At 59.3% G+C, this 18,717-nt stretch carries 15 protein-coding genes and 1 other RNA gene; 5 read left to right on the top strand and 11 right to left on the bottom strand.

Going from position 1 to position 18,717, the window contains the following annotated elements; all coding sequences use genetic code 11:
* Positions 1 to 175 precede the first annotated feature (175 nt).
* Positions 176 to 1,018: a murein L,D-transpeptidase catalytic domain family protein gene (locus HW556_RS02440; protein WP_246289496.1), complete on the top strand. Its 843-nt coding sequence runs from the start codon at positions 176 to 178 to the stop codon at positions 1,016 to 1,018.
* Between the two features lie 162 nt (positions 1,019 to 1,180).
* Here HW556_RS02440 and HW556_RS02435 read toward each other — a convergent pair whose 3' ends face one another.
* From HW556_RS02435 to HW556_RS02425, 3 genes are all read right to left on the bottom strand, one after another.
* Positions 1,181 to 2,074, bottom strand: a complete 894-nt coding sequence (locus HW556_RS02435) for a glycoside hydrolase family 16 protein (protein ID WP_176897649.1) — start codon at positions 2,072 to 2,074, stop codon at positions 1,181 to 1,183.
* Positions 2,075 to 2,329: 255 nt separating this feature from the next.
* A complete protein-coding gene (locus tag HW556_RS02430) occupies positions 2,330 to 3,184 on the bottom strand; it encodes a M12 family metallopeptidase (RefSeq protein ID WP_176897647.1) in 855 nt (284 codons plus the stop codon).
* Between the two features lie 287 nt (positions 3,185 to 3,471).
* On the bottom strand, positions 3,472 to 3,768 hold the full coding sequence (locus tag HW556_RS02425; protein ID WP_176897645.1) for a DUF202 domain-containing protein: 297 nt from the start codon (positions 3,766 to 3,768) through the stop codon (positions 3,472 to 3,474).
* Between the two features lie 138 nt (positions 3,769 to 3,906).
* Here HW556_RS02425 and HW556_RS02420 point away from each other — a divergent pair, with 138 nt between their 5' ends.
* The gene (locus tag HW556_RS02420) at positions 3,907 to 4,965 is read left to right on the top strand and encodes a mechanosensitive ion channel family protein (RefSeq protein ID WP_176897643.1); all 1,059 of its coding nucleotides are present in this window, start codon (positions 3,907 to 3,909) and stop codon (positions 4,963 to 4,965) included.
* A 218-nt stretch (positions 4,966 to 5,183) separates the two neighbouring features.
* Here HW556_RS02420 and icd read toward each other — a convergent pair whose 3' ends face one another.
* From icd to dnaX, 3 genes are all read right to left on the bottom strand, one after another.
* Positions 5,184 to 6,446 (bottom strand): NADP-dependent isocitrate dehydrogenase, encoded by a 1,263-nt coding sequence (gene icd, locus HW556_RS02415; protein WP_176897641.1) that lies wholly within the window; start codon positions 6,444 to 6,446, stop codon positions 5,184 to 5,186.
* 247 nt (positions 6,447 to 6,693) lie between these two features.
* Complete coding sequence (locus HW556_RS02410; RefSeq protein WP_317170464.1) at positions 6,694 to 9,729, bottom strand: M16 family metallopeptidase; 3,036 nt, start codon at positions 9,727 to 9,729, stop codon at positions 6,694 to 6,696.
* 232 nt (positions 9,730 to 9,961) lie between these two features.
* Entirely contained in the window at positions 9,962 to 12,124 is a 2,163-nt protein-coding gene (dnaX, locus tag HW556_RS02405; protein WP_176897639.1) for a DNA polymerase III subunit gamma/tau, read from the bottom strand.
* A gap of 222 nt (positions 12,125 to 12,346) precedes the next feature.
* Between dnaX and ssrA the strand changes: the two genes are divergently transcribed.
* Both ssrA and HW556_RS02395 read left to right on the top strand, forming a co-directional pair.
* Positions 12,347 to 12,718, top strand: a transfer-messenger RNA (tmRNA) gene (gene ssrA / locus HW556_RS02400).
* A gap of 214 nt (positions 12,719 to 12,932) precedes the next feature.
* Positions 12,933 to 13,304: a hypothetical protein gene (locus tag HW556_RS02395; RefSeq protein ID WP_176897637.1), complete on the top strand. Its 372-nt coding sequence runs from the start codon at positions 12,933 to 12,935 to the stop codon at positions 13,302 to 13,304.
* A 78-nt stretch (positions 13,305 to 13,382) separates the two neighbouring features.
* Here HW556_RS02395 and HW556_RS02390 read toward each other — a convergent pair whose 3' ends face one another.
* The 5 genes from HW556_RS02390 to HW556_RS02370 all read right to left on the bottom strand — a co-directional run bounded on the left by HW556_RS02390 (position 13,383) and on the right by HW556_RS02370 (position 17,827).
* Positions 13,383 to 13,730 carry a hypothetical protein gene (locus tag HW556_RS02390; protein WP_176897635.1) on the bottom strand — a complete coding sequence of 116 codons (348 nt, stop codon included), beginning with the start codon at positions 13,728 to 13,730 and terminating at the stop codon, positions 13,383 to 13,385.
* Positions 13,731 to 13,803: 73 nt separating this feature from the next.
* Positions 13,804 to 14,721 (bottom strand): UV DNA damage repair endonuclease UvsE, encoded by a 918-nt coding sequence (uvsE, locus tag HW556_RS02385; RefSeq protein ID WP_176897632.1) that lies wholly within the window; start codon positions 14,719 to 14,721, stop codon positions 13,804 to 13,806.
* A gap of 143 nt (positions 14,722 to 14,864) precedes the next feature.
* On the bottom strand, positions 14,865 to 15,536 hold the full coding sequence (locus tag HW556_RS02380) for a carboxypeptidase-like regulatory domain-containing protein (RefSeq protein ID WP_176897630.1): 672 nt from the start codon (positions 15,534 to 15,536) through the stop codon (positions 14,865 to 14,867).
* 176 nt (positions 15,537 to 15,712) lie between these two features.
* Positions 15,713 to 16,372 (bottom strand): hypothetical protein, encoded by a 660-nt coding sequence (locus HW556_RS02375; RefSeq protein ID WP_176897628.1) that lies wholly within the window; start codon positions 16,370 to 16,372, stop codon positions 15,713 to 15,715.
* A 207-nt stretch (positions 16,373 to 16,579) separates the two neighbouring features.
* Positions 16,580 to 17,827: a metallophosphoesterase gene (locus HW556_RS02370; RefSeq protein ID WP_176897626.1), complete on the bottom strand. Its 1,248-nt coding sequence runs from the start codon at positions 17,825 to 17,827 to the stop codon at positions 16,580 to 16,582.
* A gap of 115 nt (positions 17,828 to 17,942) precedes the next feature.
* Between HW556_RS02370 and radC the strand changes: the two genes are divergently transcribed.
* The gene (radC, locus tag HW556_RS02365; protein WP_218136848.1) at positions 17,943 to 18,710 is read left to right on the top strand and encodes a RadC family protein; all 768 of its coding nucleotides are present in this window, start codon (positions 17,943 to 17,945) and stop codon (positions 18,708 to 18,710) included.
* Positions 18,711 to 18,717 lie beyond the last annotated feature (7 nt).

Here is an 18,717-nt window from a genome sequence, read left to right as displayed (position 1 = left end):
TGGTTGTGCTTTGGCCGGTTGAACCTAAGCCGGGGAATCAATCTGGCTAGAGCTATGTTTAATAAGTATCAGGCCTAATTCTATGCGCGTTCAACCGCTGGGGCGCCTGTTCCGTATAACTGATATGCGGGCGCTCCGTGCGCGAAATGCCCCCTTCTGTAACTGAAACACCGTGATGATGGAAAATAAAAGTGTAGTTCGCCGGCAACGTCTCAAGCTGAAGTCGCGCCGTATGGTGCGGCGGGTGTTGCCTTTTGTGGCTGCCCTGTTTATGGCTACCCCGATGGCCGCACCGGTTACGCGCTCAAAGGCGGCTGTTGTCGGTTCCAGCCTACGCCTGCCGGCACCTGCACCGGTGGTAGTTTCCAAGGCCACCGTCTTCGACCAGAAGGTACACGACCTATACCGCGACCTGCAGGTGGAGCAGCAGGGCCTGACTTTCGAGGTGTTTGAGAAGGCCATGACCGGCTACCTCAATTTGGAAGAAACCGATAAGCTTAGCGAGAAAAAGCTGCTTACAGTAGTCGATTTCAGCTTGCCTTCCACCGAAAAGCGCCTTTGGGTACTTGATCTGGAGGCCAAGCAGGTGAAGTTCCACACGCTGGTGGCCCACGGCCGCAATTCGGGCGAGAACATGGCCACGACTTTCTCCAACGAAAATGAGTCGAACAAAAGCAGCTTGGGTTTCTATGTAACCGAAGGCGAATATGTGGGCAAGCATGGCCGCTCGCTCAAGCTGGCGGGCGTCGATGAAGGCTATAACACGAATGCGTTGATGCGCTCCGTGGTAATGCACGGCGCCGACTATGTGAGTGATGAATTCATTCGTCAGAACGGCCGCCTAGGCCGGAGCCTCGGTTGCCCGGCCCTGCCCATGGACCAGAAGGACGCCATCATTGAAGCCATCGGTGGCCAGACCGCCATGTTCATCAATGGTCCCGACACCCGTTATTCCTCAAAATACCTGAACCAAGATGTGGCCGTAAATACGCTACTCAGCGACAGCCCTATGATTTAGGCTGCTGCCTACTATTTGGCTCTGCCTTTCTGGCTGAGACGTAAACCGAATAAAGCCCCAATTCCTAGCCGTAAGGCAGGGTTTTGGGGCTTTTTTGTGGAAACTGAGGCAGCCCATTGCCAAGTCCAGATTTGGATAATACACTTCTTTTCCAGAGTGGCTTTATGGCTTCAGCTTGTACACTTTGATATAATCCACGACCAAGCTGCTATAAGGGCCATCCGGGCCTATGGGCCAAGTGGCCAAGTCGGAGTACGTGACCACGGCCTGATTGACTATGACGGTGGCTGGAGCCGGAAAAGTGGGTAAGCGGCTGGCTGGGACTGTGCGCACCCGGCGACGGTTGAAGTAAAAAGTTACTTCAGTAGGCGTCCAGATGGCAGAAAAAATGTTGAAATCGTTGCTCAGATCCTGCCAGGCTGGTAAATAGAAGCTGGCGGCCTCGTGGCGGGCCGGCGTATCTGGGTTGTAGTGCACAGTGTTGGAGTACTCGCGGCCGGCACCCCCTTCAAACACATCTATTTCGGTAGGGCCGCTGTACAGCCAGAAGGCTGGCCAGGTGCCTGCGCCGCCCCCAAACCGGCAGCGAATTTCGAACAGGCCGTACTGAAAGCCGCGGTTGCCAGCCCAACGCGCCGTATCGCCCAGCGCGGGGTCGGCTCCAAATTCGGGCTTCAAGCTTAGCCATCCCGATTCAAAGTGCAGCTGCTTCAGCGTATCGCGGCCGGCCACCTGGAACGCATAAGAGCGGGGCTGAGGCAGCGGACGGGCCGTGAGGTAAGCATAGCCGTCGCGCAAGGAAATGGCGGACCGGTCGTAGTATTGATCCTCGTACTGGTTGCCCCACAGCGTTGGGCCATTGTCGGGCGTGAACTGCCAGGGCGAACGGGCAGCCATATCGGCCACGTCGCGGTAGGTATCAAAATCCTCCAGAAAAACCAGTTGCCAATCGGTGTAGCGCAGGCGGCGCTTGGCCTCGGCCGGTAGCCCCGCCGATAGCAGCGGTAGCAGGCATAGGAGTAAACGGCCAAAGGCCGGCAGGTACTGCTTAAACACGTTAAATGGATTGGAGGCTGCTGGGCAAAAAAAGGATTGGGAGTTGGCGAAAGACACTACCATTGTCGTGTTTCGGCAGGTGGACGCTGGCACAGGCATACCCATTCCCCGATATGCTCTAACGCAAAACGGCCGGGCTTTGATGCTGGCTAACGGGCAAAAAAAGGGCGGCTCTCCCCGAAGGAAAGCCGCCCGATCTGAAAAAAGCGCTAGGTGAGTGCTTTGCAGGCCCACAAAGTGCCTCGTGGCTGTTGGTTAGTACATGGCGTCGATGCCGCTTTTGTCGCCGGCCGAAAGGCCGGTGCGCTGGATGTTGAATGTGGAGCCATCCTTTTTGGTGATGGTTGGCTGGCCGTTCGAAGAGAACGAGAACGAGCCATACATCATCACGGAGCCAAAATCGAGGGCGCCGTAATCGGTACCGCCGTATCCCAGGGCCGAGTACTTACTAAAGTTGCCTTCGTAGCCCGACTGGATGTTTTGGGTGAGAATGTTAACGAATGTGTCGCGGTCGTTACGGGTCTGCTCATGAAACAGGCCCACGGCGTGGCCGATTTCGTGAATGGTGTTGCCCGTGCTGCAGCCCGAAGCCAGGTTGATGTACTGGCGGCTGCCCGTGCGCCCTATGTTGGAGGAGCAGCCCGAGCCAACCCGGAACGTTACGTAGGCCGTTTGGGTGGTGCGAGCGACAAACCGGACGGGAGAGTTGGCCTGCCAGTGCGCAATGGCATCGGTTACGCGGGCCTGGTTGGGCAGGGCAGCATCAATAGTGTAATATACAATGCCCGAAGGCCAGCGGCCGGTAGTGCGGCCAGCGCTGCCAGGGCGCTGTTGGTCGCCTTCGGAGCCAGTGGTAAGCTGCTCACTGGTAAGCAGCATGTCGCCTTCGTACACTTTATCCCCGTTGATTTCCTGGTAGCTGACGGGCTGGCCGCCCCACTCCCCGGTTTTCAGCTCCCCGGTCTGGCCAGGGTAGGCTAATTCGGCTTGGTCCTGGGTAACCTGCTCGGGCTGGCTGGGCTCGGCCTGCTGGTCTTTGCTGCAGCTCGCTAATGAAATAGTACCAAATAAAGCCAAGTAGGCCAGGGCGGAAAAGGATGGTTTGAACATGAGATAGAAGGGTTTGGTTGTGGAGTGTGGTTGAGACGCCAATGATAAAACAATATTTCGTTCGCGTCAAAAAAGAGGTTCACTCCCAGCTGCCAGCTGTTACCCGCCTACCTGCGGCTTCAACAATTTTCGGTAAGTATCTTACCCCGAAAAATGCCTTGTATCCCATTTCATTGCCATTAACCCGAATCTGTACGCAGTTGCCTCTATATAGGGCTGATACATAGTTGATCATGCAAAATGACATAATCATGTACCAGCAGGCGGGGACAGTAAAGGCCCGGTACTTAGGCCATTGCGTCGGCTGCGGCCACGAACTGCTCGATGTGGCGGGCGCGCACCCGGTAGCGCCGCCAGCCCAGTGCCACAATGCCCAGGCCCAGGGGCAGAAACAATATGCCGGCCCACACATACGCGCTGCTGCGAAAGAACTTGAAGAAGGTCAAACCGGCAATAACCAACGTCAGGCCAGTGCGCAGGTAGGCCAGCAGCGTCCGTTCGTTGGCTAGGCGGGTGCGCTCCATGGCCAGCCGGTCGCGTAGCTCAAGGGGAGAGTTGGGGGTGGCAGTGTGCAGCTTTGTCATGGTAAGGCCTACGCAGAAAGTAGCGGTCGGGCCGATGCGGAACTGCTGGCTACTACAACTATTGGCCGGGCAATTACGTGTGCTATACTGCTGGCTGCTACGCAAGGGCCCGCATTTCCCCTCATTCCCCGACTTCGTATGGATTTTTCTATTGCCTGGCAGAAGCTCAACGACATGGGCCGCAGCTTTATGGCCGTATTGCCTAACCTGCTTATCGGGCTGGTGGTGCTGGCCGTTTTCATCTTTGTTGCCCGGGGCGTTCGGTCGCTGGTGCAGCGCTTCACGGCCAGCCGCCACCAGAGCCAGAGCCTAACGCTGCTGCTGAGCCGTCTGGCTTACGTATTCGTGCTTATTCTGGGCGTGTTGGTGATGTTCACCATCATGATTCCCAGCTTCACGCCTACCAGCCTGCTGAGCGCGCTGGGCGTGGGGGGCGTCGCCATCGGGTTTGCGTTTAAGGATATCTTCCAGAACTTCCTGGCTGGGGTGCTGCTGCTGCTCACCGAGCCGTTCCGTATCAACGACCAGATCAAGTACAAGGACTTCGAAGGCACGGTGGAAACCATCCAGACCCGGGCCACCACCATCAAAACCTACGACGGCCGCCGGGTGGTTATTCCCAACGCCGAGCTGTTCATCAATGCCGTTACCGTGAATACGGCCTACGAAAAGCGCCGCCTGCAGTACGATATCGGTATTGGCTACGGCGACGATATTGAAAAGGCCCGTCAGCTGATTCTGGAGGCCGTCAAATCGGTTGCCGATATCATGTCCGACCCGGCCCCCGAGGCCCTGGTAGTCGAGCTAGCCGACAGCACTGTCAACATCCGGGCCCGCTGGTGGATCAACCCGCCGCGCCGCGCCGACTACATGGACTCGCAGGACGCGGTGCTGACGGCCATCAAATACAAGCTCACCGAGGCTGGCATCGATATGCCCTTCCCGACGCAGCAAATCCTTTTCCACGACCAGACCGAAGTTACCGACGGCAACCGCAAGCTGCAGCGCGAAGGCTGGCCCGCCGGTTCCGACGACGTGCCCCAGTCGCGGGCCCAGGCGCAGCAGGAGCAGCGCGAGAAACAAGCGGAGCAGCAGCGCCAGCTGGCCGGCAACAAGGCCGAGCCGTTGCAGTTGCCCGAGTCGGCAGAGAAGCCACAGCCCGAGGCGCGGCAGCCGCAGACTGATTCAGCGGACTAGACTACCTAAAAGTTTACCAGAATCGAAAAGGCTGGACTGCCGCATTCAAGGAAGCCCGGACTTTTTGATTCTGGTGTTATCTGCCGGTGGTACACCGGTTGCGAAACCGATACAGAATATTTTTGAGTTGCTAATTAAGGGAAGTAAACAAAACCCCCGCGCCAGCCTTACAGCCAACGTGGGGGTTTCGGTTGAGGTAGTTGGCTTGCACCAAGCTACTACATATCCTGGATGATTTCGTCGCCAAATTCGCTGCACTTGAGCAGGGTGGCACCTTCCATGAGGCGTTCGAAGTCGTAGGTGACGCGCTTGCTGGCGATGGCGGCTTCGAGGCCTTTGTAGATAAGGTCGGCGGCTTCGTTCCAGCCCAGGTGCTCCAGCATTAGAGCGCCAGAGAGGATAACCGAACCGGGGTTCACCTTGTCGAGGTTGGCGTACTTGGGGGCCGTGCCGTGGGTGGCTTCGAAGATGGCGTGGCCGGTGTCGTAATTGATGTTGGCGCCCGGCGCAATGCCGATACCGCCCACAATGGCAGCCAGCGCGTCGGAGATGTAGTCGCCGTTCAGATTCAGCGTAGCCACTACCGAGTAGTCGGAAGGGCGGAGCAAAATCTGCTGCAGGAAGGCATCAGCAATGCTGTCCTTGATGAGGATTTTGCCGCTGTCGAGGGCCAGCTTCTGCTGGGCATCGGCCATTTCCTGGCCTTGCTTAGCTAGCACCTTGTCGTACTGGGCCCAGGTGTACACCTTGTCGCCAAACTCCTTTTCGGCCAACTCGTAGCCCCAGGTTTTGAACGCGCCCTCGGTGAACTTCATAATGTTGCCCTTGTGCACGATGGTCACCGAGGGCTTCTTATGCTTGATGGCGTACTCGATGGCCGCGCGCACGAGGCGCTCGGTGCCTTCCTTGCTCACCGGCTTAATGCCAAACGAGGACGTTTCGGGGAAGCGTATTTTCTTCACGCCCATCTCATCCTGCAGGAATTCCAGCATTTTCTGGGCCTGGGGCGTGCCGTTCATGTACTCGATGCCAGCGTAGATGTCCTCGGTGTTCTCACGGAAGATGACCATGTCGGTCAGCTCAGGGCGCTTTACGGGCGAAGGTACGCCCTCGAACCAGCGTACGGGGCGCACGCAGGCGTACAGGTCGAGCTCCTGGCGCAAGGCCACGTTCAGGCTCCGGATGCCGCCGCCCACGGGCGTCGTCAGGGGGCCTTTAATACCCACCAGATATTCGCGAAAGGCGTCGAGCGTTTCGTTGGGCAGCCAGTTATTTACCTGCTTGAAGGCCTTCTCGCCGGCCAGCACCTCTTTCCACTCCAGCTTGCGCTTGCCGTCGTAGGCCTTCTCTACCGCCGCATCAATTACGCGGACGGCCGCTGCCCAGATGTCTGGTCCGGTGCCGTCGCCCTCAATGAACGGAATAATCGGCTGATCCGGCACGTTAAGCTTGCCGTTCTTGATGGTTATTTTCTCTGCCATTATTGAAAAAAAGGTGTCAGGTGTTACGTGACAGGTATTTTGAGGTTAGTGCGTGTATTGTGGGTAAGCGGTGGGCTGGGTGATAAAAAGACGAATGTCATGCTGAGCGAAGGCGCAAGCCGAAGTCGAAGCATCTCTACCGTAGTAGTAAACTCAACGACTGGGTTAGCATTGCGGTAAAGATGCTTCGGCTTCGCGGACGCCAGATGAAGCATGACGTTCTTTTTTCATCCGTTCAACTCCATTTCTAATACCCGAAAATCTCCTTCAGCGTCAGCTGCTCAACCTTACCGTACTTGGCTAGGGCCTTGAAGTTGAGACGGTCTTTTGAGCCGATGACGAGGATGGTTTGGGGCTGGCCTTTCACGCGGGCCTGCTGAAACTGGAGCAGGTCGGCGAAGCTCATGTTGGCAGTTTGCTCGTACACGTCGCGGCGCAGGTCGTAGTCGAGGCCGAGGCGTTTGGCACGTTCGTAGCTGAAGAGGATGTCGGATTTGGTGATGCGGTCGGTGGCGATGCTGTTGCGGATAGACGCCTTGGCAATCTGCAGGTTGGCTTCGGCGGCGGGCATGTCGGTGAGCAGGGTTTGCATACCGGCCATGGCCTCGGGCAGCTTGTCGGCCTGCGCCCCGATGTAGCTCATATTATATGAGCTACGGCCCAGCTTATCGGCGTTGGAGAAGCGCGAGGAGGCCGAGTAAGCCAGCGCCTGGCTTTCGCGTAACTCCTGAAACACGATGCTGCCCATGCCGCCCCCGAAGTACTCGTTGTAAAGGCTGGTGGTCGGCACGATGCCCTTGTCGAATACGGGCCCTTTGCTCAGGAACAGGATTTCGGCCTGCACCATGTTGTAATCCACCCAGTACACCTTAGGCGTATTCAACGGCTGCTCGGTGAAGTCCTTGTTGGCGGGGGTAGGGGTGAGGGTAGTGGGCGTTTTGTGCAGCGCATCAAGTGTCCAGAGCAAGCCACCACCTACTACACCATTGCCATTCGGCCGTGGGTCCTGTCCTTTATAAACGGCCAATGGCTCGTTATCAGCCTTGCGCGGTCCATAGTACAACACCCGGTGCTGATACGTCGGCAGCTTCTGGATGAGGCTGGTGAGCTGCTCGGGCTTGAGGGCCTTCAACTCTTTCTCGCTGAGCTGGGTAGTGAAGGGGTTTTTGGCGCCGTACTTGGCGTAGTTCACCATAGCCTGCTGCAGAATCACGCCCTTGTTGAGCTTGGCATCTTCGCGGGCCTTGAGCACGCCGGCCACCATGTTTTTAAGGGCGGCGGCATCGGGCTTGGGCGCGGCCAGCAGGCTTTCGAACAGCGCCAGCGCGGGCTCCATGTTGCTGTCGAGGCCGCTGAGGCTAACGGTGGTGCGGTCCTGGGAGCTTTGCACGGCAAACGAGCAGCCCAGCTTGTAGAACTCCTGCTGCAGCTCGGCGGCCGAGTATTTGCCGGTGCCCAGGTACTGCAGATAGTCGGTGGCCAAGCCCAGGCGCGGGTTGGTGTTGGTGCCCATATCGAGCACGTAGTACAGGTTGAACAGGTTGTTCTCGGTGTTACGGGTGTAGAACACCGGGATACCCGAGGCCAGCTTGGTTTCCTTGATGTCCTGCTTGTAATCCAGAAACACTGGCTGCAACTCCGGCGCCGACATTGCCATCACCTGCTTGTAGAACCCGGACGATACCTCGCGGTTGACGGGTACGGGCGTAATAGCGGGCTTCACCACCTTCACTTTGTTGGGGTCTTCGCCCGTGCGCTTGTACACCAGCGCGTAGCCGGGGCCGTAATACTGCTGGGCCACCCGCATCACATCGGCGCGCGTGATTTTGCCGAAGTCGTCTACTTGCTGCAGGTAGTCCTTCCAGTCGGTGCGGGCCACGAAGGCATCCACGAAAGCGCCGGCGCGGGCCTCATTGCTCTCGTAGCTCTTGGTGCGCTGCAGCTTGTCGTTGTTGATGATGGCCGGAATCAGCCACTCCGGGAAGTCGCCCTTCTTTACCTTGTCGAGCTGGGCCAGCAGCAGGTCGCGCACTTCCTCCAGCTTCTGGCCTTGGCGGGGCGTGGCATACAGGATGTGGGCCGAGTAGTCGTTGTTGATGTTGGTGAACGAAGCCGCCTGCAACACTTTCTGCTGCTGGTTGAGGTTGAGGTCAATCAGGCCGGCCTGGCCGTTGCTGAGAATTTTGTCAATCATGCGCAGCACCAGCGCGTCGGGGGTGCTGGTGCCCGGAAAGCGGAAGCCCAGCATTACGTTCTCGGCACTCGGCCCCACGATTTTGGTAATAACCGGGGCCGTTAGCGGAGCCTCCTGGGCCACCGTGAAGGCGGGCACCGGCTTGCGCTTCAGCTGGCCGAAGTACTTGTCAATCGTGCGGATGGTCTGGTCGTAGTCTAGGTCGCCGCTCAGGGCCAGGGCCACGTTGTTGGGCACGTAGTAGGCCTCGAAATACCGCTTGATTTCCGTGATAGACGGATTCTGCAGATGCTCGATGGTGCCGATGGTGGTTTGAGTTCCGTACTGGTGCTGGCGGAACAGCGTGCGGTTCAGGGCCTCAAACTCCTTGTTGAAGTCATTGTCGAGGCCGCGGTTTTTCTCCTCGTACACGGCCTCCAGCTCGGTATGGAACAGGCGCGGCACCAGCTCGCCCATGCGCTCGGTCTGGATGGCGGCCCACTTCTCCAGCTGATTGCTCGGAATGTCCTCCTGATACACTGTCTGCTCGACCGAAGTGTAAGCGTTGGAGCCCTGCGAGCCGATGGCGCCCATCACCTTGTCGTACTCGTTGGCCACGGCGTATTTTGCCGCGACGCCCGAGATGGAGTCAATCTGGTGGTAGGTTTTCTGGCGGGCGACGGGGTTGTCGCGCTGGCTGCGGTACTGCTCGTAAAGGGCCTCAATCTTTTCGAGCTCAGGCTTTTCGGCGGCCCAATTCTGGGTGCCCAGCTGCGAGGTACCCTTGAACACCATGTGCTCGAGGTAGTGGGCCAGGCCAGTGGCGGTAGCTGGGTCGTTCTTCGAGCCCGCCCGCACAGCCACGTACGTCTGGATGCGCGGGGCGTCTTTGTAGTCGGAAAGGTAAACCGTCAGGCCGTTGTCGAGGGTATAGATGCGGGCCTTGAGCGGGTCGCCGGGAACGGTCTGGTACGTATATTCCTTCTGCCGGGGCGTTGCGGGGGCTTCAGTGGCCGGAGTAACGGCCGAAGTAGCGGGCTTGCTGGACTGGCACTGGGTCAGGCCAAGAGTAGCTAGGGCCGGAACGATGAGCAGAAAGGATTTTCTCACGAGGAAAGGGGAGCGGAGAGAGCAGATTCTAATAATAAACTCAAAGATAGGCGTCCCCCCTGGGAATAAAAAGCCCCTTCATACCCCGCGCGCCTTTCAAGTGCGGAAAAATGCTTATAGAATCGCAGATGTTGCAGATCACGCAGATTCGTTCTGCTAGCAGGTTTACAGAGCTACCCGAATCTACCGTCGAACAAATCGGCCAGCAGAACGAATCTGCTCCATCTGTGATTTAGTCGGCGTCCAAACCCAGGCGCTGCTTCATCTCGGCCAGCATGGGGTACTTTTCGGTCAGGTACTCCAGCTTGTCGGTGGCGGTGTAGAGCTTGCGGCCGGTTTCCTGGCGTTCTACAATGCTTACCTGCACGTTCAGACGCGGGTAGCCGGTGCGGCGGCGCAGCTCGGTTACAAATTCGCCCCGAAAGTCGTTGAACTGGTCCTCCTGCACAGGGTTATCCACAGCCAGCAGAATAACGTGCTGCTCGTTGGCCTGCACCGGACGGTTGAGGATGCTGTAGTGCATCATGCTGCCGGCCTTGCGCTCCTCGGTCAGCTCCTTCCAGGCGCGTTGCAGCTTGGCGTCGTCGATGGCGGGCAGGCCGGTTACGGGGCCGCTGGGCTCGGCTTCGGCGGTGGCTTTACCGGCAGCGGCCTTCTCCGCTAGCTGGGCCTTCATGGCGCTCAGGCTGCCCAGGCCGGGTAGCTTGGTACCAAGGCCCAGGGGTTTGCCCATTGGGGGCATGCCGGGTTTGGGTACGGGCGGGGGCAGCGGGGCAGCCGTTACGGGCATCATGCCCGGTTCGTGGCCGGCAATGCTGGGCCGGCCGGTTTCAATGTGCGGGACCGTGTCACGCAGCTGGCTGGTGGTGGGTACCTGGGTAGCCGTTTCGTCCTCGATGCTGGGCGTATCGTGCAGCTCTTCCACGCCACTTTCCACCGGCACAATGGGCTCGGGGTCGGCGGGCGCGTGGGCCAGGTTGCTCGTGCTTCGTGCTTCGTGGTTGGCGCTTGGGTTTGGTGAAGCTGGCGGCGTAGTGCTGTAAGTGGCGGGTGCTTCGGCAGTGCCGTCGGCTACCAGCTGGCCGGTGGGGGCAGGGGCTACTGCGGGGGGAGGAGTGCCAGCGCTACTTTTTTTTTTCGCGTCGTCGTTGCCGGATGATGCAGACGGGCCGGCGCTTAGGTCGCGGGCGAACTGCACGGCCCCGTTGAGGTAAGCCAGCTTCATCAGCATCAGCTCGACGTGCAGGCGCTGGTTTTTGGCCTGCTTGAATTCCCGGTCGCAGAGGCTGACCAGGTTCAGGCCCGAGAGCAGAAAGGCCAGCGGCGCGGCCTGAGCCTGCTGCACGTAGCGCGCCCGAATGTTGTCGGATACCTCCAGCAGCTGCACCGTAATGGGGTCTTTGCACACGAGCAGGCCACGCAGGTGCTCGGCCGTGCCCACTACAAAGTTGTGCAGGTCGAAGCCGTTCTGCATCACCTCCTCCAGTAGCAGCAGCGTGGCGCTCAGGTTCTCGGTCAGCAGCGCGTCAGTCAGCCGGAAATAGTACTCGTAGTCCAGAATGTGCAGGTTCTGAATCACATCCTGGTAGCGCAGGTTGTGGCCCGAGAAGGTCACCATCTGGTCGAACATGCTCAGTGCATCGCGCAGGCCGCCGTCGGCTTTCTGGGCCAGCAGGTGCAGGGCATCGTCTTCGGCCTCAATCTGCTCCTGGGTGGCCACGTGGCGCAAGTGCCCCCGAATGTCATCGACCTTGATTCGGTTGAAGTCGAATACCTGGCAGCGCGACAGAATGGTAGGAATGATTTTGTGGCGCTCGGTGGTGGCCAGAATGAAGATGGCGTAGCCCGGTGGCTCCTCCAGCGTTTTGAGAAACGCGTTGAAGGCCGCATTCGAGAGCATATGCACCTCGTCTATAATATACACCTTGTAGCGGCCCTGCTGGGGCGCGTAGCGTACCTGCTCCACGAGGCTCCGAATGTCCTCGACCGAGTTGTTGGAGGCTGCATCCAGCTCGTGCACGTTGAAAGACGCGCTTTCCTGGAAGGCCCGGCACGAGCTGCACTTGCCGCAGGCTTCCAGCTCGAAGGGTGTGTTATTGGGGTCGGCGGCCGTCAGCAGGGCTTCGGGCACGATGTCGGGCTGCTGGGCAATAAGCTCTGAAACCAGCCGGCCGCGGCGCACGTGCTCCTCAACAAACTCGCAGTTGATGGTTTTGGCCAGAATGCGGGCGCAGGTGGTTTTACCCACGCCCCGCGGGCCGCAGAACAGGAAGGCCTGGGCGAGATGCTGGGAGGCAATGGCGTTTTGCAGCGTAGTGGTAACGTGCTGCTGCCCCACCACGCTCCTGAACGTGGCCGGGCGGTACTTGCGGGCCGAAACAACGAAATTCTCCATAAGTCTTCCCACAAAGTTACCCCGAAAAGCCCGGCTTTGGAAGCCCGTCCGACGCGCATTTGTCAGCCCCGGCCGGGGTGGCAGCGCCCGGATTAGCGGCCCGCTTCCTGACTTGTCTGACCCTGCTGAACCGGAACTTTCGCGGGCCTCTACAACGTTTATCGGGTAGTGTGCGTACATTCGCACCCTGCCACTCGTGGCGGGCATCGTTCTTTCACAACTGGGGCTGACCGGAATTGACAGCTTGTGCACTGCGCGAGTAAGCGTGTCGGGAGTTGGATGAATCTCCCGTAAAAAAAGCCGTCCAAAACACAACTGGCGAGTATAACTACGCCATGGCTGCTTAGTCTAGGTACTAAGTAATGCCATCGTCCCGCATCCGTCTTCCTGCTCACGGGTGAGTTCGGGGCGTCGAAAGCAGTTAGGATAGTTCGTGGGGCGCTGTGACCCGCGGGCGAAACTCAAACAGATAAGGGGAAATCAAAGGCCTGATGTGCGCCTGGTTTCCTTCGACAATCCAAGCATAGATACACACGTAGAAAGCTCGACGTTTTCCTTGTCTGGACCAGAGTTCGAATCTCTGCAGCTCCACTTCTGAACGATGTGAAAAACCCCGTTGGCCTCGGCCGGCGGGGTTTTTTATTTTCCCGGCGTGAAGCCATTTGATTTAGATTAATTATCTGATATATAGATTGTTGAGTGGATTAAAAATTCGGACTTTTCCGGCCTTTGCTATTTTTTGAACGTATGAGAATACTGCCGCTGGTCCTACCCGGGTCAGGGCTTTTCACCCTACAACTGATTTTATATGAAACTCAATTTCCTGCTGGCTGCCGCCTTGTTTGTGGGCGCCTCCACGGCCGCCTCGGCCCAGACCATGAGCACCGGAGCAACCCAGAGTGGTACGCTGAATCAATCGACCAACACGTTGCCCAACCCGGCTAACCCAACAACCAACCCCGGCACGCTCGACCAACGCACACCGACCACCAGCAACCCCACGCAAACCAGCGTTGGAACCATGGACCGCACGCCGGCAATGGAGAGCCGCACAACCGTTGAGGCCGAGCGTCGCACCTCTACCATGACAACCACGGAGCCGCGTAGCCCCCGCACCACTACCACTAAACGCTCGACCCGCAAAGCCAACGCGCCGCGTAGCACTGCTCCAATCAGGTAGCGCGCCCATTGGCATCAGGCACAAAAAACCCGGCCCGCATCGTGCGGGCCGGGCTTTTTGTGCCTGATGCCAATGGGGTTACGCCTTTTGCTCCAGCTGGCCGCCAGCGCGCAGCAGCAGGTCGGAGAGTTCGGTGAGACTGGCGCGGATTTCGTCGGGGGCCTGGGCCACCACTTGGGCAGTCTGCGAGGCCAGCATGCTGAGCGAGCGGCCGATGGCTGGCCCATTCAGGCCAACATCGCCCTCGCTGAGCAGGGACTGCAGGTTGCCGATTTCGCGGCCGATATCCTGAAGGCGGGGCTCGCCGCTTTGCAGCAGGTGCTGCTGCCAGGTTTCGGTGTTGTCTTGGGCGGCGCTCAGCGGAATTCCGGTAAGGCCGTTGCTGAGGGAGTGGGTGGTAGCGTTGAGCAGGTCGGTGAAAATCATAGGAAAAGAAAAAGCAGAAGAAAAACGGATAGCCCGGGGGCAATCAGGCTTACGCAAAAAGCGGCTGTAAAGGTCAGGTTGCTACCGAAGCAGGTAGACCGGGCAACAGGCTAGCCCCGCGCATGGTGGCGCAGGCGCGGTGGGCACTGGCCTCTTTGTCCTTGATTTCGAGCATGATGTCCACATCCAAGTCGCCCAGGTCGCGCAGGAAACCAGCGAACATGTCGTCTTCGAGCGTGGGCGTGTGTTTGCCCTTACGCTCGCCGGGGGCCTGCGAGCTGTAATCCATCATCATTACGCCGTCGTGGGTAGGGTGCCAAGTGGCAGCGGCTAGGCGCAGAGCCTCGGCCATGGATTCGCCGTGGTTGAGGCACTCGTGGTGGAAGTTGTCGAACAGCACCGGAATGCCCACTGCCGCGTGTACCCGCAGGCAATCCTGCAGGCTGAACAGACGGTCGTCGTTTTCGATAACCAGGCGGGCCCGTACAGCTTCGGGCAGGCGCTGGTGAGTGGCAATAAAGCGGCTGATGGCCAGCTCTCGGTCGTTGTAGAGGCCGCCCACATGAATTTGCAGCTTGTGGGTGGAGTCGAGGCCCATCAAATCCAGCATCGAGCCCTGGTAGATGAGCTCTTGGATGCTGCGCTCCACAATCCCGGCATCGGGCGAGTTGAGCACCACAAACTGGTCGGGATGAAACGAGATACGAAGGCTATTGGCCTGCGCGTAGTCGCCGATGGCCCGGAATTCGGCCGCAAAACGCGTTTGCCAGGGGAAGGTGTTGATGGGATGGGAGCCGAAGGGCACCACGCCCGAGCCAATTCGGAAAAACAGTAGCCCGTGGGCCACATTCCATTCCAGAATCCGGAGCAGGCAGTGCAGGTTGTTGGCCACCGTCAGTTCCAAGCGCTCATCGGTGTAGGAAGCCAGCCGGAAAGTGCTGGTAGAAGTGCAGTCGAGCGTTTCGTTGACGCAGGGATAACCGATTCGCATGGCAGAGGCACGGATGGGAGGAGAGCAGTAAGGGGGCGTTTCGGAAAGCATACGGCAAAAAAGCCCTTCGCGGCCAAAAGCCGGGCCCTCTCGCCAAGTCGCTGGCTTCACTTCCGGATTACATCTGCGCGTGTTTCCCGCACTTACTCGTAGCCGCGGTTGTCTTTGAAGTTGCGGTTGTAGCGGCGGCGCTCCTGCAACGCCTTTTTGGCGGCTTCCTGAGCCTCAATTTCCCGCATCTTCTCCCGCTCCTTGCCGGCCCGCGAAAACTGCTCGTACAGCAAACTCACGGGGCTGGCCAGGGTGGGCGTGGGGGCCTTGGGCGCCGCCGAATCGACGGGGAACATGGGCTTGGGAGCGGGCGGGCGCTTCACGGCGCTGGTGGGGGCCGTGCTGGGCCGCTTGATGTTGCGCAGGGCCCGGTCGATGAGTTCCTGGTCGGGCCGGCCTTCGGTTATGCGCACTTCGCCCAGCTGCACCGTATCGGGCCGTAGCCGAATCTGGACTACGAGCTGCGAGAGGCCGGTGCCGCCCAGCGGTAGCTGCCGGGGCTTGAAGCCCACGGCCCGGAAAACAAGTGTGTCGGTGCGCTGGGCCGTAACGCCAAAGTCGCCGCTGGCATCAGCCACCACGGCCAGCTGCGTGCGCCGCACCGTGATGGAGGCACCCGGAATGGGCCGGCGCGAGCCTTCCTCCGAAATGCGGCCCGTTACGCGGACCTGCCCTGCGGCCAGCCCGGCCAGCAACAGCAGCGGCGCCAGCAGCAGCAACAGGAAACGAATCGGGCCGACGGATGGCAAAGCAGGAAACAGCATCAATAGGTAAACTACGGCAGCACGGCGGAGAAATCCTCCCCAGCGGCTTCCCAACGGGCCGGCCGACATTCGGCCATAACGCCGGAAGGAGACAAAAGAAGCCCGCACCGTTGCAGGTGCGGGCTTCTATACGCTAACAAATCGTCGGCCGAAAATATGCCGACCGCCGAAAAGAATTACTTGAGAACGGTTTTGTCGCCTTCTTCGGGCTTCATTTTCACGGTGCCATCGTCGCCATCCATCTTGGCCTTGTTACCCTCGGCATCTTTGATTTTCACGTCGCCGTCGGCTTTGATTTTCATTTTGCTGCCGTCCTCGCCTTTCATCTTCATTTTCTCCATATCGGAGCTGCTCATATCAGCCGATGAGCTGCCGGTCGACATATCATCCGATGAGCTCATGGTGGTGTTGTCCATGTACCGTTCGTCGTAGTAGCTGCTGCGGCTGCTTTCGTAAGCCGAATACTGCGTGGGGTCGGTGAACACGGTTTTCATTTCCGTGTCGGTGTTGGCGTACACGTCGCGGCGGGCGGCGGCCATGCCCATCGTGTCGGTCATGTACTTCTGGTTGAGCTCCGCCATCCGCTGGCCCCGGGTGACGTAAATGTCGCGTACCCGGGTGCGGGTGGGCTCATCAAGCTGCATGCTGGTGGCCATGTCGGCGGCCATGCGGTCGGCACGGCTGCTAACAGCTTCCGACGAGTAATCCATGGTGCCGGCCGTTGTGGTCATGGTCGTGTCGGTGGTGGTCGTGGTGGTTTCGGCGGGCTGGTTTTCCGAGCACGAGCCGAGCGTGAAAGCAGCGGCGGCCGAAAGCAGGAGCAGGGTCTTTTTCATGGTAAAAAGGTAAAAGTCAGGGGAGAAAACAGGAGGGAGAGAAAAGGGAATGGCGCATATACGGTGAGGGTAGTTTTTAAGTTTAGCAGTTGCCACCCCGGGAAAATAAGAAGCCGTAAAAAGAAGCGAGCGGGCATTTCGGACAGGTAGAAACCCGCCGAAACGCCCACTCGCGCCAAATGTAACACTGGAACTGCCCGCCTGCTTTTACCCGCGTCGCAGTTCAAACACGGTTATTTCGGGTAGAAACCCTACCCGGCCAGGGTAGCCAATAAAGCCCAGGCCGGTGTTCACGTATAGGTGCTGGCGGCCCCGCTGGTACAGGCCCGCCCATTGCTTGTAGGCGTACTGCACGGGGCTCCATTTTAGAAACGACAGATTGAGGCCGAACTGCATGCCGTGGGTGTGGCCGGCCAGCATCAGGTCGATGTCGGGGTACTCCTGCACCTGCGCATCCCAATGCGAGGGGTCGTGGGAGAGCAGAATTTTAAACGGGGCCGCGGGGTCGGCGGCGGCGTGCGCTTTGGCCAGGTCGCCGTACTGCGCAAAGCCGCGGGCACCCCAGTTCTGTACTCCAATCAGGCTTATTATCTCGCCTTCGCGCTCAATTGTCCGGGCCTCATCAAGCAGCAGGTTCCAGCCCATTTTGGCATGGTTGGCTTTGATGCGGGCCAGGTTAGCCTGCTTGGCCGGCAAGCCGCCTTCCTTGGTCCAGTCTACATAGTCAGAGTAATCGTGGTTGCCCAGTATCGAGTACACCGGCAGCTTAGCCCTGATGCCGGCCAGCGTGTTGATATGCTCCTCCACCTCGGTGGCGTAGTTGTTTACCAGGTCGCCGGTCATCACTACCAGGTCGGCGGCCTGCTCGTTGATAAGGGCCACGGCGCGGCGTAGCGGCGCAAGGCTCTGGAACGAGCCGGTGTGCAGGTCGGAAATCTGGAGCATTTTAAACCCGTCGAACGAGGCCGGCAGGTTAGGGAAACGCAGCACCACGCGCTTCACCGTATAGTCGGTGCGGCCCTTAAACATGCCCCAGAGCAGCGCCACAAACGGTACAGCCCCGGCAAGCAGCGCCGCTTTGCTTAGAAACTCGTTGCGCGAAATAGACGGCCCCGAGTCGGCTCCGGCCGGCCGGCCCATCAGTTGCATGGCCCAGCGGCCCAGGCGCACCGCGTCTTCGAGCAGCAGCGGAATAATAACGACCATTTTGGCGGCAATAACCGCCAGTAGCACGCCGCCGAGGTAGGCTTTGTAAGAGGCGTGCTCGCGGCGGCTACTCACGGCCCACATACCCAGGCCCCACACCAGGGCCGTAATAAACCAGTACAGCACCACCGTAGTGCGGCGCACGCCGGGCGAAACCGATTGAACGAGTGTGCGGACGGCCTGGAAAGCATACCACTCGGCAGCAACTATCAGGGCCAGAAAGATGGGCAGAAAGAGTTTGCGGGACATAGTTGAAAAGCGGGCTCCCGTAAATGGGACCACAAAGTAAGGCACTGAGGCTGGCAACAGTATGCTGGGCCTCCGGATTTTAAAGTAAATTCCGGGCCTACAACAACGGTGCCCCATGCAAGAGTTTGACAAGCTGTCGGAAAACCCGGCGCCGCCCGGTCCGGCGGCCCTTAATAGTGCGCCAGCGCCCTACACGCCGGTCGTCAGCGGCATCAAGAGTTGGGCCGAAGAAGACCGGCCGCGCGAAAAGCTGCTGCAGAAAGGCCGCGCCGTGCTCTCCGATGCCGAGCTGCTGGCCATTCTGCTCGGTTCGGGTACCGCCAAATTGTCGGCCGTTGATGTGGCCAAGCTCGTGCTCAAAGCCGCTCAGAACGACCTCAACACGCTGGCCCGCTTCTCGGTGAAGGAGCTGATGAAGCAGAAAGGCATCGGTGAGGCCCGCGCCATTACCATTGTGGCGGCCCTGGAATTGGGCCGCCGCCGCAAGGAAGCCGACGCGCCCGCCCGCAACACCATCACCTGCTCGCGCGACATCTACCACGTAATGCAGCCCCATCTGCAGGATTTGCCCCACGAGGAATTCTGGGTCATTCTGCTGAACCGGGCCAACGTGGTGATGCGCACCGTGAGCATCAGCCGGGGCGGGGTGGCCGGCACCGTGGCCGACCCCAAGCTCATTTTCAAGGAGGCGCTGGAGCAGCTGGCCAGCAGCATTGTGCTGGTGCATAACCACCCCAGCGGCAACCGCAACCCCTCGGCCGCCGATATTGCCCTCACCCGCAAACTCAAGGAAGCCGGCCAGCTGCTCGACCTGCCCGTGCTCGACCACCTCATTTTCACCGACCAAGGCTACCACAGCTTCGCCGATGAAGGGATGCTGTAGAGGATGT

The sequence above is a fragment of the Hymenobacter terrestris genome, from assembly GCF_013377905.1.
Taxonomy (GTDB): domain Bacteria; phylum Bacteroidota; class Bacteroidia; order Cytophagales; family Hymenobacteraceae; genus Hymenobacter; species Hymenobacter terrestris.
The sequence above is the reverse complement of the archived record's forward strand: the minus strand, read 5'-3'. Positions and strand labels throughout refer to the sequence as shown.